The following is a 14,699-nucleotide window of genomic DNA, read 5'->3' on the forward strand; positions in this document are numbered from 1 at the left end:
CGTGCCGTAGTGCCGAGGATCAAGGCGAGCGTGCAGGTCGGTCAAAGACCGTTGTGGCGGGGATTCAGGCCAAAAGAGCCAGACTTATTGCTGTGGCGAAGACAATAAAAATGCCGCATGCGCGAGCGCGCTGCGGCGTGATGAGGTAACAGTGAGACCTTCGTCGCGGCGCCGCGACGGAGGGGTGCCCTATTGAGGCTTCTGCTCCGGCCGATCACCGAAGAAGCGGCGATTCGCGGCTTCGGCGGCACGTCGGCAGAGTTCTTCGCCGGCCTTCGCGCGCTCTTCCTTGCACAGGCGCTGGACTTCCTTGAGACGCTCAGGATGGGCCACGAGGAAGTCCACGGTTTCCGTCGGTTGGGATGGCCCACAGGAGGCTGTCAGTGCAGCGGCCATCAGCAGCGACAGGAATCGGGGCATGGCTTGGGTCCTTTCAGCAGGTGGATCAGGAGTCCTCGGCGGCGCTGGAGCCATCCGCCGAATCAATGGAGTCCACTCGTGCGATGAACCGAGCCAGCATTTCGGAGGGCTCCACGTCACGGTGCAGCAGATACGTGGCCAGCATCTGCGACTTGCCCGCCAAGCGCCGGGCCACAACACCTGGCCCACGGCCGGATGCAATGTGCGCGGCGCCCGCCAAACCAAGTGCCAATCCGGCGGAGACTAAGGTCATCATCACCTCATAGGACGCCACGCGCTGGGCGATCAGTGGCTGTTGCTCGTAGCGCTGCAAAACGCGATCAACTTGGCGTGCATGGCCTTCGCATATCGCCGGATCGCATAGCGCCAGCGGATAGCGCAGCACTTCTTCCAACGGAACGTGCTTGTGGGCCAGCACAGGATGGCGAGCTGGGACCGCCACCATCAGCTCGTCTTCCCACGCAGGCCTGACCACAATGCCGTCGCCCACCTCTTCGGCCATCGAAAAGCCGACGTCATACAGGTCATCGTGCAGACCCTTGATCTGTTGGTCCAACGGCACCTCAAATAACCGAATGTCAATCTCTGGATCTTCCTCTCGGCACCGTGCCAGCAGCGTCGGCATTCGCGAGGGCGTGATGCCATCGGACAAAGCGATGCGCAACTGTCCCTGAAACCCACTGGCGGCGGACTTGACGCCGTCACACGCCTGTTTCAGAGCTTCGAAGATTCGCGGCACCCGCTCCAGGAATGCCATTCCGGCAAAGGTCAGGCGGGTGCTTCGCGTGGTTCGCGTGAACAGTTGCGCCCCGAGCTCTTCCTCTATCTCCTTGATGGTGCGCGACAAAGGGGACTGATCGATGTGCAGCTTTTCCGCTGCGCGGCCAAAGTGAAGTTCTTCGGCCACCGCTATAAAGCAACGCAAATGCCGAAGCTCCATGGTGTATCTCATCCAAGTTAAAAGGCCTTGACGAGTTCCGGCACAGCCGCGAACAGGTCCGCCTCCAGCCCGTAGTCGGCCACGCTGAAGATCGGCGCCTCCGGGTCCTTGTTGATCGCCACGATCACCTTGGAGTCCTTCATGCCCGCCAGGTGCTGGATCGCCCCCGAGATGCCCGCCGCCACGTACAGCTGCGGCGCCACGATCTTGCCGGTCTGGCCCACCTGCAGGTCATTGGGCGCGTAGCCCGCATCCACCGCCGCGCGGCTCGCGCCGATGGCCGCGCCCAGCTTGTCGGCCAGCGGGGTGATGACTTCGTCGAATTTTTCCTTGCTGCCCAGCGCACGGCCGCCGGAGACGATGATCTTGGCCGCCGTCAGTTCGGGCCGGTCGCTCTTGGCGATTTCGCTGCCCACGTAGCTGCTCTTGCCGGTGTCTGCCGCTGCGGTTGCCGTTTCCACTGCTGCGTTGCCTCCGGTCGCCGCTGTGGCGTCGAAGCCGGTGGTGCGCACGGTGATGACTTTGGTGGCGTCGCTGCTTTGCACGGTGGCGATGGCATTGCCGGCGTAGATGGGGCGTTCGAAGGTGTCGGCGCTCACCACCTTGGTGATGTCGCTGATCTGGGCGACGTCGAGCTTGGCGGCCACGCGGGGGGCCACGTTCTTGCCGCCGGCCGTGGCCGGGAACAGGATGTGGCTGTAGTTGCCGGCGATGGCCAGCACCTGGGCGGCCACGTTCTCGGCCAGGCCGTGGGCCAAGCCTGCGGCGTCGGCGTGGATGACCTTGGCGACACCGGCGATCTGGGCGGCGGCTTGTGCGGCAGCGCCGACATTGTGGCCGGCCACCAGCACGTGCACGTCGCCACCGCAAGCGGCTGCAGCCGTCACGGTGTTCAGGGTTGCGCCCTTGATGGATGCGTTGTCGTGTTCAGCAATAACGAGTACCGACATTTAGATCACCTTCGCTTCGTTCTTGAGTTTTTCGACCAGGGCGGCCACGTCAGCCACCTTCACGCCGGCGCCGCGCTTGGCGGGTTCGGTCACCTTCAGGGTCTTCAGGCGCGGGGCGACTTGAACGCCGAGGTCTTCGGGCTTGATGGTGTCCAGCGGCTTTTTCTTGGCCTTCATGATGTTGGGCAAGGTGACGTAGCGCGGTTCGTTCAGACGCAGGTCGGCGGTGATGACCGCGGGCAGCGTGAGGCTAAGGGTTTCCAGGCCGCCGTCCACTTCGCGGGTCACGGCTGCCTTGTCGCCGGCGAGCTCGACCTTGGAGGCGAAGGTGGCTTGCGGCAGACCGGCCAGCGCCGCCAGCATCTGGCCGGTCTGGTTGCAGTCGTCGTCGATGGCCTGCTTGCCCAGGATCACGAGGCCGGGCTGTTCCTTGTCGATCAGGGCCTTGAGCAGCTTAGCCACGGCCAGCGGCTGCAGTTCTTCATTGGTCTCGACTAGGATGCCGCGGTCGGCACCGATGGCCATGGCGGTGCGCAGCGTCTCCTGGCATTGAGACACGCCGCACGAGACGGCGACGATCTCCGTTGCCGCGCCTTTCTCCCTGAGCCGCACAGCCTCTTCGACGGCAATCTCGTCGAAGGGGTTCATGCTCATCTTGACATTGGCGATGTCCACGCCGCTGCCATCGCTCTTGACGCGGACCTTGACGTTGTAGTCAACCACCCGCTTGACGGGAACCAGGATTTTCATGGGAGGGTTTCCTTTCAGGATCATTCAGAGTTGATCGTCCGCCAGGGCCAGCGTGCTGGCGGCGCCGCCCGTGACGATGTCGCGCAGCATCGGCGCCTGCACCAGGACATGCGCCGCGTAATGGCTGGCTGTGGCGCGCTTGGTACCGAGAAAGCCCGCATCGCCCGCGCCCGCCGCGAGTTGCGCGGTAGCGGCTTCGGCCATGCGCGCCGACAGCCAGCCGCCGATCACGGTGCCCGCCAGCCGCAGGAAGGGCACGGCGCCCGCCGCGCACTGCGCGGGTTGACCGTCGTGGGCCAGCAGCCAGTCGACCGCTTCGTCCAGCGCCTGGGCAGCGGCTGCCAACGCGCGGCCGATCTGCGCCAGCACTGCATCGGGCGATTCGACCAACCGGCGCGCATCGCCGTCGATGCGGCCCAGCAGCGCCTTCAGCGTGCGCCCGCCCTCGCGTGCCAGCTTGCGGCCGATCAGGTCGTTGGCCTGGATGCCCGTGGTGCCTTCGTAGATGGTCGTGATGCGCGCGTCGCGCATGTGCTGGGAGGCGCCGGTTTCCTCGACGTAGCCCATGCCGCCATGCACCTGCACGCCGTCGGACGTGATGCCCTGCGCGCTGTCGGTACACCAGCCTTTGACCACCGGTATCAGCAGGCCGACCAGGGCCTGCGCCTGCGCGCGCTCCTGCGCATCGGCGTGGCCCGCGGCGCGGTCCATCTGACCGGCGCAGAAGTAGGCCAGCGCGCGCATGGCCTCGGTGCGGGCCTTCATGTCCATCAGCATGCGCCGCACGTCCGGGTGGCCTGCGATGGCGGTGCTGCCGCTGATCAGCGGCTTGCCCTGCACCCGCTCCAGCGCATAGGCGCGTGCGCGCTGGTAGGCGCGCTCGGAAATGCCCACGCCTTCCAGGCCAACGTTCAGCCGCGCGTGGTTCATCATGGTGAACATGCAGGCCAGCCCCTGGTGCGGCTCGCCGACCAGGTAGCCGATAGCGCCGCCGCTGTCGCCAAAACTCATCGACGCCGTGGGGCTGCCGTGGATGCCCATCTTGTGCTCAATCGACGTGCAGGCCAAGTCGTTGCGTTCGCCCAGGGTGCCATCGTCGTTGACCAGGTACTTCGGGCACAGGAACAGCGAGATGCCTTTCACCCCCGGTGGCGCATCGGGTAGGCGCGCCAGCACCAGGTGCACGATGTTCTCGGCCATGTCGTGCTCGCCCCAGGTGATGAAGATCTTGTTGCCGCTGACGCGGTAGTGGTCGCCCTCGTGTACGGCACGGCTGCGCAGCGCGGCCAGGTCAGAGCCGGCCTGGGGCTCGGTGAGGTTCATGGTGCCCGTCCAGCGGCCCTCGACCATGGGTGCCAGGAAGCGGCGCTGGAGTGCGTCGCTGCCATGGTGCGCAATGGCCTCCACCGCGCCCAGCGTGAGCATCTGGCACAGGCTGAACGCGAGGTTGGACGACTTCCACATCTCCAGCACGGCGGTGGAGACCAGCGTGGGCAGGCCCTGGCCGCCCCATTCGGTGGCAGCGGGCATGCCGTTCCAGCCGTTCTCGCAGAAGCTGGCCCAGGCTTCGCGAAAGCCGTCGGCGGGCGTGACCCGACCATCGTGCCAGCGCGCGCCCTGCACGTCGCCGGGGCGGTTGAGCGGATCCAGCACGCCAGCGGCGTAATTAGCCGCCTCCTGCAGGATGGCCTCGACCAGGTCGGGCGTGGTTTCTTCATGGTCGGGCTGGGCGCAGATCGCGTCCAGGCCGCCGACCTCTTTCATGGCGAACAGCATTTCGCGCAGGGGGGCTATGTAGACAGACACAGCGAATTTCCTTGATGGCTACGATCAGGCGTTTTGCGGCGTCTGTTGCGACGGGCGCAACTCGCGTGCAGCCTCTTGCGGGCCCACCGACGCCGGGCCGCCATGCCTGATGAACGCCAGAGCGATCGAGCCGATGATTCCGAAAGCCCCGATCACCAGGAAGTTCTGCTCCAGCGGCAGCTCAAGCGCAACGATCTGGCCGATTAGCAGCGGCGCCGCGATCGCGCCCAGGCGCCCCACGCCGGAGGCCATGCCGATGCCGGTCGAGCGGATGGACATCGGGTAAAACTGCCCGCAGTAGGCATAGGCCACCAATTGCGCGCCGGTGGTGCAGGCGCCGACCGCGCCGATGATCAGATAACGCAGCTCGGTCGAGGTCTGGAACGTCATCAGGTACAGCAGCACGCCGCCCAGCGCATACATCCCCACCAGCACCCACTTGATGTTGAACTTGTCGGCGAGCCACCCGCCTCCCACGGCACCGATGATGGCGCCAACGTTCAGCGCGATCACGAAGCTGAGGGCAGACCCCAGGCTGTAGCCAGCCATAGCCATCAGCTTGGTCAGCCAGCTGCTGAGCGCATAGACCATGAACAGGCCCGAGAAGAAGGCGATCCAGAACAGCACCGTGCTCGGGCCTCGCCCGTCCTGGAACAGCCGGGAGACCGGCGCACCCGCCACGCGGTCGGCGGTGGGCACGACGAACTGGGCGTCCGCCGGGTGCTTGACTCCCGGCTGGAGATTACGGGCCACTTCGGCCAGTTCGCCGTTGCGGCTGCGCGAGATCAGGTAGGTCATTGATTCCGGCACCAGCTTCAGGATGAACGGAATCAGCAGGACCGGCACACCCGCTGCGATGAAAACGACCTGCCAGCCGTACTCGCCGATCAGCTGCTTGCCGAGCACCGCGGCCAGGATGCCGCCCAGTGCGTAGCCCGAAGTCATCAGCGCCGTCATCAGGCTGCGGATCTTCTTGGGCGAGTACTCGACCATCTGTGCCACGATGACCGGCAGCACACCGCCAATCCCCAGGCCCGCGATGAAGCGCACCACGCTGAAGCTGATGGGATCCTTGGTGAATCCGGCGGCCGCGGTGAACACGCTGAACAGCATGACGCCAATGGAGAGGGCCCAGCGCCGACCAATCCGGTCGGACAGCGTGCCCAGAACCATGGCGCCGAACATCATGCCGAACAGGGCCGAACTGGCCATGAAACCGGCAGTCGATGCGTTCACGCCCATCTGCTGCATGATGGACGGCAGGGCGATGCCCACCACGGCGATGTCATAGCCGTCGATGATGAGAATCAACAGGCACCACAGAAGCACCTTGGCATGAAAGCGGTTAAAGCGAGCGTCGTCGGCGAGCTTCTGCATGTCGATTTGGCACACGTGTTTGTCTCCTTTGAGTTAGGCTCTGGATCGTGGGGCGGCGGTCATCGCCGCTCCGCTACATGTCGTCCAGCGCACACAAGGAATCCTAGGTGCCGGTGCTGCGAGCCGCGATGACGAAGCGCCCCGATCGAATGACAAACGGCCCCTTTCTGAGAGCACTGTTCAAGTGCGCCAAGAGGTCAGGCGTCAAGCTGAATATGGTCGCCGCGTGCGGCTGATATTCCAGCACGAAGGGCGCTTCTGCCTGCTGGGAACACCCCGGCAGTGTTGGGTGCCCAGGGGCTCGCGCCCCATCGTCGGCGCACGCCTCAACGCCAGACCCTGTACGGCCTTCGCCGCCGTCAGCACGCACGATGGCGTGATTGACTCTCTGGTGCTGCCCTGGGCCAACGCTGAGACGATGCAGGTGTTCCTGGCCGAGATGGCGCGACGCCATGCCGTCGATTTCATCATGATGGTCATGGATCAGGCGGGTTGGCACATCGCGGGTCACTTGGATGTGCCACAGAATATGCGCCTAGAGTTTCTGCCAGCCTTGAGCTGAACCCGGTCGAGCATCTGTGGAAGGTGCCGTGCCAGGATTGGTTTGCCAACACGGTGTTCAAAGAACTGGAGGCCGTACACGACGCGCTGGTGCAAGGACTCATTGCTCTCGAAACACATCAGCAAAGAACCCAGTCAATGACAGGCTTGATTGGGTTACTTCTATATCCTTGAGGGCAAATTAGTGCATCAGGCGAGCCGATAGCGCATTGCGCCGTCTTCGTCTTCTGCAGACACGATTTCCGCACGCTGGTCGAGATAGTTTAGGTGGGCGAGCGTCTCTCCGGTCGAGAGGTTGAGGTGCATTTGCTCCGCAACAATGGACGAACGGTACAGGGCGCGAACCAGGTCGATGACCCTCAGAGGCTGCGCAAGTTGTTGCCTGACGCGGTCGGTGCCTCTGACGGTGCTCGCACGCAGTTGCTCCAACCGTAGGTGCAGGCCATGGAAAGGTTCGTTGTGGGCAGGCAGAATCAGGGCGCTCCCAGGTACGCGTTGCATCAACCGGTCGATGGAATCGAGCCAGCCCTGCAGAGGATTCGCATGCGGCTCGGTGGCGTACACGGAGGTATTGGAACTGATCCTGGGAAGAACCTGATCCCCCGATATCAGCAAATCCAGTTCGCGCGAGTAGAAGCACGCGTGCTCGGGGGAATGTCCTGTGCCGACGATGACTTCCCATTCCTGGTCCCCGATCCGCAACATCTGGCCATCCGTGAGCCGCACAAAGCTGTCAGGCAATGGATGGATCATTTTACCGAAGTCACCGAACCGGGTGCGGTACTCATCCACCTCGGTGTCGCTCCATCCGGCCCTCCGATAGAAGCGAACGCCATCGACTGGCGCTTCCCGCCCCGTATCGGCAAGCATCACCCGACAGCTCAAATACTCGTCTCGTGTCATCCAAAGCGCGCATTCGAAGCGACGTGTCAACCATCCCGCCATGCCCACATGATCCGGGTGCATGTGCGTCGCTATCACACGGGAGATGGGTCGGCCGGCTAGCGGCCCCTGCGGAGCGAGCAAGGCGAGCCACGCGTTCCTGACGTCCACGCTGCGAATGCCCGTGTCCACGACCGCCCAACCAGGACCGTCGCTCAATGCCCAGAGGTTGATGTGATCCAGGGAAAACGGCAGCGGCATGCGCAGCCACAGCACACCAGGCTTGATTTCCGTGGCTTGGCCAGGGAGTGGGAGATCCGAGAACGGATACGAGAGTGCCGGGGCTGCGTGGGTCATGATGCTTGATTTACATTCTGGCAGTGCTGCTCCTAATGGCGCAGAGCCATCACTCCTATGCAGTGCGAGCTCAGTTTTAGCTTAGGAAGCTTAGAAGTCAGCCTCAACGGTGGCAATGACGAATGACCTCGATAGGCTGACGGAAAGCGTCTGCTTCCTGGCGCAGCCTGTCGCTGCGCTGCCGTCGGTGCAACTGCCAGGGCTGCAAACAGTCTCTTGAGCGCACGAAAGCCTCGCTCGATGTGGGCCAAGACCCGGCAGCTATGAAGGCGCCGATCTTCTCGGTGGTCGGCTACAGCCTCGTGGCCGTGCCGGAATTGGTCGAATGCCTCTATGTAGGGTGCTGCGGGCTACGCGAGCGGGCGCGGTAGGCTCCCGGCGCGCTGCCGGTCCAGACCTTGAAGGCGCGCTGGAAGGCGGTGCTGTCGGTGAAGCCCAGGTCGGCGGCGATGGCGATGAGCGAGGCTTCGCTGCTGGTTAGGCGCACGATCGCCATGTCGCGCCGCAGTTGGTCCTTCAGTGCCTGGAAGGAAGTGCCCTCGGTGGCCAGGTGCCGCTGCAACGCACTCACCGACATATGCAGGCGCTGCGCGGTGACGGGCAGGTCGGGCCATTCGGGGTTGGCCAGCTGCAGCACCATGCGGACCCGCGCGCTGGCGCTGCGCTCGTTCAGGTGCGGCCCCACCACGTTGCCCGGCGTGGCGCGCAGAAAGGACTGCAGCGCGTCCCGATCGCGCCGCACCGGCAGTTTGAAGGCGTCGGCGTCGAACCAGGCGGCCGTGCGCGGCTGCCCGAAGCACAGCGAACCGGAAAAGATGCGCCCGTAGCTCATCGCATGGAGCGGCAGCGCAAAATTGAAGTCGAATCGCTGCGGCACCAGCCGGCCGCCGTGCAGCCACAGCAACAAGCGCCAGAACACGCGCAGCAGATGTGCATGAAGGAATTCGGCATGTGCGCCCGGGCCGCCGCGCATCTCCAGCGCGAAGCCCCCCAGCGCGCCCTCGGTCACGGGCACCAGCGTCACGTCGTCCTGCAGCAGGGCGAAGGATTCGCTCAGGCGACGCAGGGCGCATGACAACGAATGGGCAGTGAACGCGCTGCGCACCATTAGCGCGAAGCTGCCCGGGCGCATGGGTCGCTCATGTAGGTAGCCCAGGCACTCGTCGTTCAGGCTGTCCTTGACAGCGATAAATAGCGCGTTGAACTGCTCCACGGTTACGCGCGAATCCTCGAGCTCCAGCAGCGATTCGCTGATGCCGGCGCGCCCCAGCACGCCCTTCAGCCATTCTTGCGTGGCCAGCCCCTTGCCGCGCGCGCCGTCCAGCAGGCCATGCACGGCAAAGATAGGAGCGGTGAAGACGGGTTGCAGCATTGCGTGTGATCGAAGGAGCCAACGCCGGTCGCGCGGGCCAAAAGAAGTTATTTGTCAGTTGATTGAGGCAATCCGCTATCGCCCTTGCAGGGGCCAATTATTACGATTGTCGCATCCCCAAAAACACTTCGGCAGTGGCGCTGTGCGGAACGCCCGGTGCGGGGTCAGAAGCCAACATACAAGGAGACATGCCCATGCTGCCACAGCTGTATCGCCACGCCTGGATGGACCACGAGATCGACGCTTTTCGCGAGCAGGTGCGTCGCTACGTTGCCGCCGAATTCACTCCCCGGCTCGACGAATGGCGCCGCCAGGGCTACATCCCGCGCGAGGTCTGGCGTCCGTTCGGCGGGATGAGCTTTCTGCTGCCCGAGATGCCCGAGACCTATGGTGGTGCCGGCGCCAGCCTCGCCTACCAGCTGGTGGTGCAGGACGAACTGGCCAAGGCCGAGATGCCGGTCAATATCGCGGTGCACACCATCGCTTCGCATTACATCCTGGACTTTGGCACCGAAGCGCAAAAGCAGCGCTGGCTGCCCAAGGTGACGAACGGCGAGATGCTGGCCGCAATCGCGATGACCGAGCCGGGCTGCGGCTCGGATCTGAAGGCCATCTCCACCCGGGCCCGGCGCGACGGCGACTACTACGTGATCGACGGCGCCAAGACCTTCATCACCAACGGCTTCACCGGAAACCTGCTGATCGTCGCGGCGCGCACCAGTGGCGCGGGCAGCAAAGGGGTGTCGCTGTTCGTACTGGAGACCGAGAACCTGCCAGGCTTTCGTGTGGGCCGCCTGCTTGAAAAGATTGGCATGCAGGCCTCGGACACGGCGGAGCTCTTCTTCGACAGCGTGCGCGTTCCAGCCGACCAACTGCTGGGGAGCGTTGAAGGCCAAGGCTTTGGGCAACTGATGGGCGCGCTGCCCTACGAGCGCATGGTCATTGCAGTGCCGGCGGCGGCCGTCATCGACCGGGCGTTGGAGCTCACCATCGAATACACGAAGCAGCGCAAGATATTCGGTGCGCCTCTGTTCGACATGCAGACAACGCGCCAAAAGCTGGCCGAGATGGCGACCATCGCGCATGTGGTGCGCAGCTTCGTCAACGACTGTACACAGAGACTGCTGGACGGCACACTCGACAACGAGGCCGCCTACATGGCCAAGTGGTGGTGCACCGAACAGCAGTGCCGCGTGGTGGACGAGTGTCTCCAATTGTTCGGCGGCTACGGCTACATGGCCGAGTATCCGATCGCGCGGATGTATGCCGCTTCGCGAGTGCAGAAGATCTACGGCGGCGCCAACGAGGTCCTGAAAGACCTGGTTTCGAGGAAGCTGTGAACATGCCGCACACGCTGCAGTTGCCTCTGCACGGCGTCCGTGTGGTGGAGTTTGAGGGCATCGGTCCAGGCCCTCTGGCCGCCAGGATGCTGGTCGACATGGGCGCCGAGGTGATCGCGCTGGCACGGGCCGAGCAGGCTGCTGGGGCGCAGCGGCTGGGCGGGGCGGTGGAGAACCCGCTGCACCGCGGCAAGAAGGTCGAGGTCATCGACCTGAAGTCGCCCGGTGGCAAGGCGCGCGCACTGGAACTGATTGCCCAGGCCGACGCTCTGATCGAAGGCTTTCGCCCAAGGGTGATGGAGCGGCTGGGCTTCGGCCCCGCAGATTGCGCGGCGCTCAATCCCCGGCTGGTCTATGGCCGGATGACGGGCTGGGGCCAGGACGGGCCACTTGCCCACGCCGCGGGCCACGACCTGAACTACGTCGCGCTGACGGGCCTGCTGTCGCTGTCGGCGCACAGGGGGCAGGCGCCCATCGTGCCGCCCTCGGTACTCGGGGACGGTGCCGGGGCGCTAGGCATGGCTTTTGGCATCGCCTGCGCGCTGGTCGATGCACGGGCCACCGGCCGTGGCCGGGTTGTGGACGCAGCCATCGTGGACATCGTGGCCATGCTGGGCACGCTGGTGCACTGGATTCGCGCCAACGGGCAGATCGACGGCGCACAGCCGAGCCCGTTCCACGATTCGCCGTTCTATGACGTGTACGTCTGCGCCGACGGCGGCTTCATCAGCCTCGGCGCGATCGAGCCGCCGTTCTACGCATTGCTGTTGTCCAAGTTGGGCCTGGCGGACGTGAACCCTGCAGACCAGTACGACACGGCGGCGTGGCCAGCGTTGAAGGAGCGCATCGCGGCCCTCATCCGCACCCAGCCCCAGGCGCACTGGTGCGCGCTGCTTGAAGGCAGCGACGCCTGCTTTGCACCCGTGCTCAGCCTGGCCGAGGCAGTGCGGCATCCGCACAACGCGGCACGGGGCATCTACCAGACCACCTCTTTCGGCGCCATCGAAGCGGCCTCGGCCCCACGGTTCCAGGCACTCAACGCAACCACCACCCAGGAGACAAAGAAATGACTGCTACCACCCACATCGTCCGCGGCTGCCCGTCCACCACGGGCAACGACCGCCAGCTCAACACCACGACGCTGATCCGGCACGCCGCGCGCACCCATGGGGACCAGGAGATCGTCTACCGCACACCCGATGGCGGCTGGGATCGCTACACCTACGCGGACTGCTACGCGCGCATCTGCCGCAGCGCCAATGCACTGCGCGCGCTCGGTGTCGAGCCCGGCGACCGGGTCGGCATCCTGGACTGGAACAGCCGACGTCACTTCGAGCTGTACTGGTCTATTCCCGGCCTGGGTGCTGTCATGTTGCAGATGAATCTGCGCCTGGGCCCAGAGGACCTGGGCTACGTGGTCGACCACAGCAAGGTGTCCTACGTTTGCGTAGACGAGTCATTGCTACCCCTTGCCGAATCCGTCGCAGCGAATTCGCCCCAGATCAAGGGCTGGATTGTCATGACCGACAAGCCGCTGGACCAGATCAAGACCACGCTGAAACCGCTGCTGCACTACGAAGACCTGCTGGCCGCCGCCGACACGAAGATCGACTGGCCCGAGATCGACGAAACCTCGGCCTACAGCGCCTGCTATACCACCGGCACCACAGGCAAGCCCAAGGGCGTGTACTACTCGCACCGCGGCATCTATCTGCACTCCACGGCCATGGCCACCAATCTGGGCATGACGCTGGACGACTGCGTCATGCTCATCACGCCCATGTTCCACGGGCAGTGCTGGGGCCTGCCACAGGCCGCCACGCTGCTGGCCGACAAGATCGTGCTGCCGGGCCGCTACGCTGCCGAAGACACCAAGCCGCTGGTTGACGCCATGATCGCTGAGGGTGTGACCATCACCAACGGCGCACCGGCCATCTTCCAGCCCATGCTGCAGTACATCGAGACGATGCAGGTCAAGCCGGACTTCAGCCGCATGCGCATGCTGTCTGGCGCCTCCGAGCCGCCGCTGTCGATGATGATCGGTTTCTACGACCTCACGGGTGCTGAGGTGGTGCACGCCTACGGCGCCACCGAAGCCACGACGCTGGTGACGATGAACCGCCTCAAGTCCACGCTCAAGAAGCGCTTGACCGAGGAAGAGAAGTGGAACCTCAAGCGCAAGCAGGGTCTGGTGCTGACCGGGGTGGATATTCGCATCCTCGATGCCGACGACAAGGACTTGCCGCACGACGGAAAGTCAGCGGGCGAGATTTGCGTGCGCGGCCCCTGGATCACGGCCAGATACCACGACATGCCTGATTCCGCAGACCGTTTCCTGGAAGACGGCTGGTGGCGCTCGGGCGATGTCGGAACGGTGGACGAGAACGGTTACCTCAAAGTTACCGACCGCATCAAGGACGTGATCAAGAGCGGCGGCGAATGGATTTCTTCCATCGACATGGAAAACCTGCTCATGGGCCACCCCGCCGTGCGCGACGCCGCCGTGGTCGGCGTTCCGCATTCGAAGTGGCAGGAACGGCCACTAGCCCTGGTGGTGCTCAAGCCCGACCAGCAGGCGACCCAGGAACAACTGAAGGAGTACCTGGGCAGCGCCTTCGCCAAGTGGCAGTGGCCGGATCAGGTCCTGTTCGTCGAAGCCATCCCCAAGACCAGCGTCGGCAAGCTCGACAAGAAGCGCATCCGCGCCGAGCATGCGGGCCGCTACGCCGAGTGAGCCAACCTTTTGAACCAGGAGAACAACATGAATGACCATGAACCCGTCATCGTCGGTGCGCTGCGCACCCCCGTGGGCAAGCGCGGCGGGCGCCTGCAGAAATGGCATCCCGTCGATTTGTTGGGCGAGACGCTGCGCCAACTGGTCGAGCACTCCGGCATCAACCCGGCCGATCTGGACGATGTGATCGTCGGCTGCGTGCTGCAGTGGGACCAGCAGCACGGCAACCTGGGCCGTCATGCCGTATTGGCGGCGGGGCTGCCCGAATCCGTGCCGGCGGTGACGGTCGATCGGCAATGCGGGTCGGGCCAGCAGGCGGTGAGCTTTGCCGTGCATGGCATCCGGGCGGGCGCTTACCAACTGGTCATCGGTGCCGGGGTCGAGTCGATGTCGCAGGCCCCCATGCCGCCGTCGTTCAAGCCCGGCGCGCCGCTGGGCTCGCAATACAGCCCGAGCGAACTGGCGCGCTACCAGGACAACCCGCTGATACCGCAGGGCGCTTCCTCGGAGTTGATGAACAAGCGCTTCGGTCTCACGCGCGAGGCCTTGGATGCCTTCGCCGTGCGTAGCCATCGGCGGGCCACCGAGGCCTCGCAGGCTGGCCGCGTCAGGGATCAACTGGTGCGGCTGACCGAGGATCCGGCTGATCCGGACAGCCCGATCGTCGCCGCCGACGAGGGCGTGCGCGCGGACCCCAACCCCGAGAAGATGGCCACGCTGAAAGCCGTGTTTGCCGCCGACGGCGCCACCACGGCCGCCAACTCATCGCAGATCAGCGACGGTGCCGCCGCGCTGCTGATCGCCAGCCGTGCCTACGCCAAGCAATACGGCCTGAAGCCGCGTGCGCGCTTCGTCAGCACCGCCGTGGCAGCCGCCGACCCGGTGATCCAGTTCACCGCCGTGCTCGACGCCACCCGCAAGGCACTGAAGGAATCGGGTCTGACCCTCGACGATATCGATCTGTTCGAAGTCAACGAGGCCTTCGGCGGCGTGCCGCTGATGTTTCAGCAGGAGTTCGGCATCCTGGACGACCGCCTCAACGTCAACGGCGGCTCGATAGCCATCGGCCATCCGCTGGGCTCTACCGGCGCGCGCATGCTCACTGACCTGCTGTGCGAGCTGGAGCGCCGGGGCGGCCGCTATGGCCTGCAGACGATTTGCGAGGCCTCGGGCACGGCCAACACCACCATCATCGAGCGGCTTGGATGAG

General features: G+C 64.7%; 13 protein-coding genes. 5 read left to right on the forward strand and 8 right to left on the reverse strand.

Annotation, left to right across the window (positions count from 1 at the left end):
- Positions 1–189 precede the first annotated feature (189 nt).
- The 6 genes from F7R26_RS20455 to F7R26_RS20480 are packed head-to-tail and all read right to left on the reverse strand — an operon-like array spanning position 190 to position 6,258.
- Complete coding sequence (locus tag F7R26_RS20455; RefSeq protein ID WP_027015135.1) at positions 190–420, reverse strand: EexN family lipoprotein; 231 nt, start codon at positions 418–420, stop codon at positions 190–192.
- A gap of 25 nt (positions 421–445) precedes the next feature.
- The gene (locus F7R26_RS20460; protein ID WP_027015136.1) at positions 446–1,360 is read right to left on the reverse strand and encodes a LysR family transcriptional regulator; all 915 of its coding nucleotides are present in this window, start codon (positions 1,358–1,360) and stop codon (positions 446–448) included.
- A gap of 17 nt (positions 1,361–1,377) precedes the next feature.
- Positions 1,378–2,310 (reverse strand): electron transfer flavoprotein subunit alpha/FixB family protein, encoded by a 933-nt coding sequence (locus F7R26_RS20465; protein WP_043373371.1) that lies wholly within the window; start codon positions 2,308–2,310, stop codon positions 1,378–1,380.
- Positions 2,311–3,060, reverse strand: coding sequence for an electron transfer flavoprotein subunit beta/FixA family protein (locus tag F7R26_RS20470; RefSeq protein ID WP_015014594.1), 750 nt, complete (start codon positions 3,058–3,060; stop codon positions 2,311–2,313).
- 24 nt (positions 3,061–3,084) lie between these two features.
- On the reverse strand, positions 3,085–4,866 hold the full coding sequence (locus tag F7R26_RS20475; RefSeq protein ID WP_043373373.1) for an acyl-CoA dehydrogenase: 1,782 nt from the start codon (positions 4,864–4,866) through the stop codon (positions 3,085–3,087).
- A gap of 24 nt (positions 4,867–4,890) precedes the next feature.
- A complete protein-coding gene (locus tag F7R26_RS20480) occupies positions 4,891–6,258 on the reverse strand; it encodes an MFS transporter (protein WP_012436225.1) in 1,368 nt (455 codons plus the stop codon).
- Positions 6,259–6,427: 169 nt separating this feature from the next.
- Between F7R26_RS20480 and F7R26_RS20485 the strand changes: the two genes are divergently transcribed.
- On the forward strand, positions 6,428–6,805 hold the full coding sequence (locus F7R26_RS20485) for a transposase (RefSeq protein ID WP_051962189.1): 378 nt from the start codon (positions 6,428–6,430) through the stop codon (positions 6,803–6,805).
- Positions 6,806–6,993: 188 nt separating this feature from the next.
- Here the strand turns inward: F7R26_RS20485 and F7R26_RS20490 are convergent, their stop codons facing one another.
- Together F7R26_RS20490 and F7R26_RS20495 are read right to left on the reverse strand one after the other, a co-directional pair.
- On the reverse strand, positions 6,994–8,043 hold the full coding sequence (locus F7R26_RS20490) for an MBL fold metallo-hydrolase (RefSeq protein WP_172671677.1): 1,050 nt from the start codon (positions 8,041–8,043) through the stop codon (positions 6,994–6,996).
- A 331-nt stretch (positions 8,044–8,374) separates the two neighbouring features.
- The gene (locus F7R26_RS20495) at positions 8,375–9,415 is read right to left on the reverse strand and encodes an AraC family transcriptional regulator (RefSeq protein ID WP_027015141.1); all 1,041 of its coding nucleotides are present in this window, start codon (positions 9,413–9,415) and stop codon (positions 8,375–8,377) included.
- 194 nt (positions 9,416–9,609) lie between these two features.
- Here F7R26_RS20495 and F7R26_RS20500 point away from each other — a divergent pair, with 194 nt between their 5' ends.
- The 4 genes from F7R26_RS20500 to F7R26_RS20515 are packed head-to-tail and all read left to right on the forward strand — an operon-like array spanning position 9,610 to position 14,698.
- Positions 9,610–10,755: an acyl-CoA dehydrogenase family protein gene (locus F7R26_RS20500; protein WP_012436220.1), complete on the forward strand. Its 1,146-nt coding sequence runs from the start codon at positions 9,610–9,612 to the stop codon at positions 10,753–10,755.
- 2 nt (positions 10,756–10,757) lie between these two features.
- On the forward strand, positions 10,758–11,825 hold the full coding sequence (locus F7R26_RS20505; protein ID WP_043373378.1) for a CaiB/BaiF CoA transferase family protein: 1,068 nt from the start codon (positions 10,758–10,760) through the stop codon (positions 11,823–11,825).
- Entirely contained in the window at positions 11,822–13,489 is a 1,668-nt protein-coding gene (locus F7R26_RS20510; RefSeq protein ID WP_043373381.1) for a long-chain fatty acid--CoA ligase, read from the forward strand. Before F7R26_RS20505 ends, F7R26_RS20510 begins: the two co-directional genes overlap by 4 nt.
- A gap of 27 nt (positions 13,490–13,516) precedes the next feature.
- Positions 13,517–14,698 (forward strand): thiolase family protein, encoded by a 1,182-nt coding sequence (locus F7R26_RS20515; protein WP_027015144.1) that lies wholly within the window; start codon positions 13,517–13,519, stop codon positions 14,696–14,698.
- The last annotated feature ends 1 nt before the right edge of the window (position 14,699 follow it).

The sequence above is a fragment of the Cupriavidus basilensis genome (assembly GCF_008801925.2).
Taxonomy (GTDB): Bacteria; Pseudomonadota; Gammaproteobacteria; order Burkholderiales; family Burkholderiaceae; genus Cupriavidus; species Cupriavidus basilensis.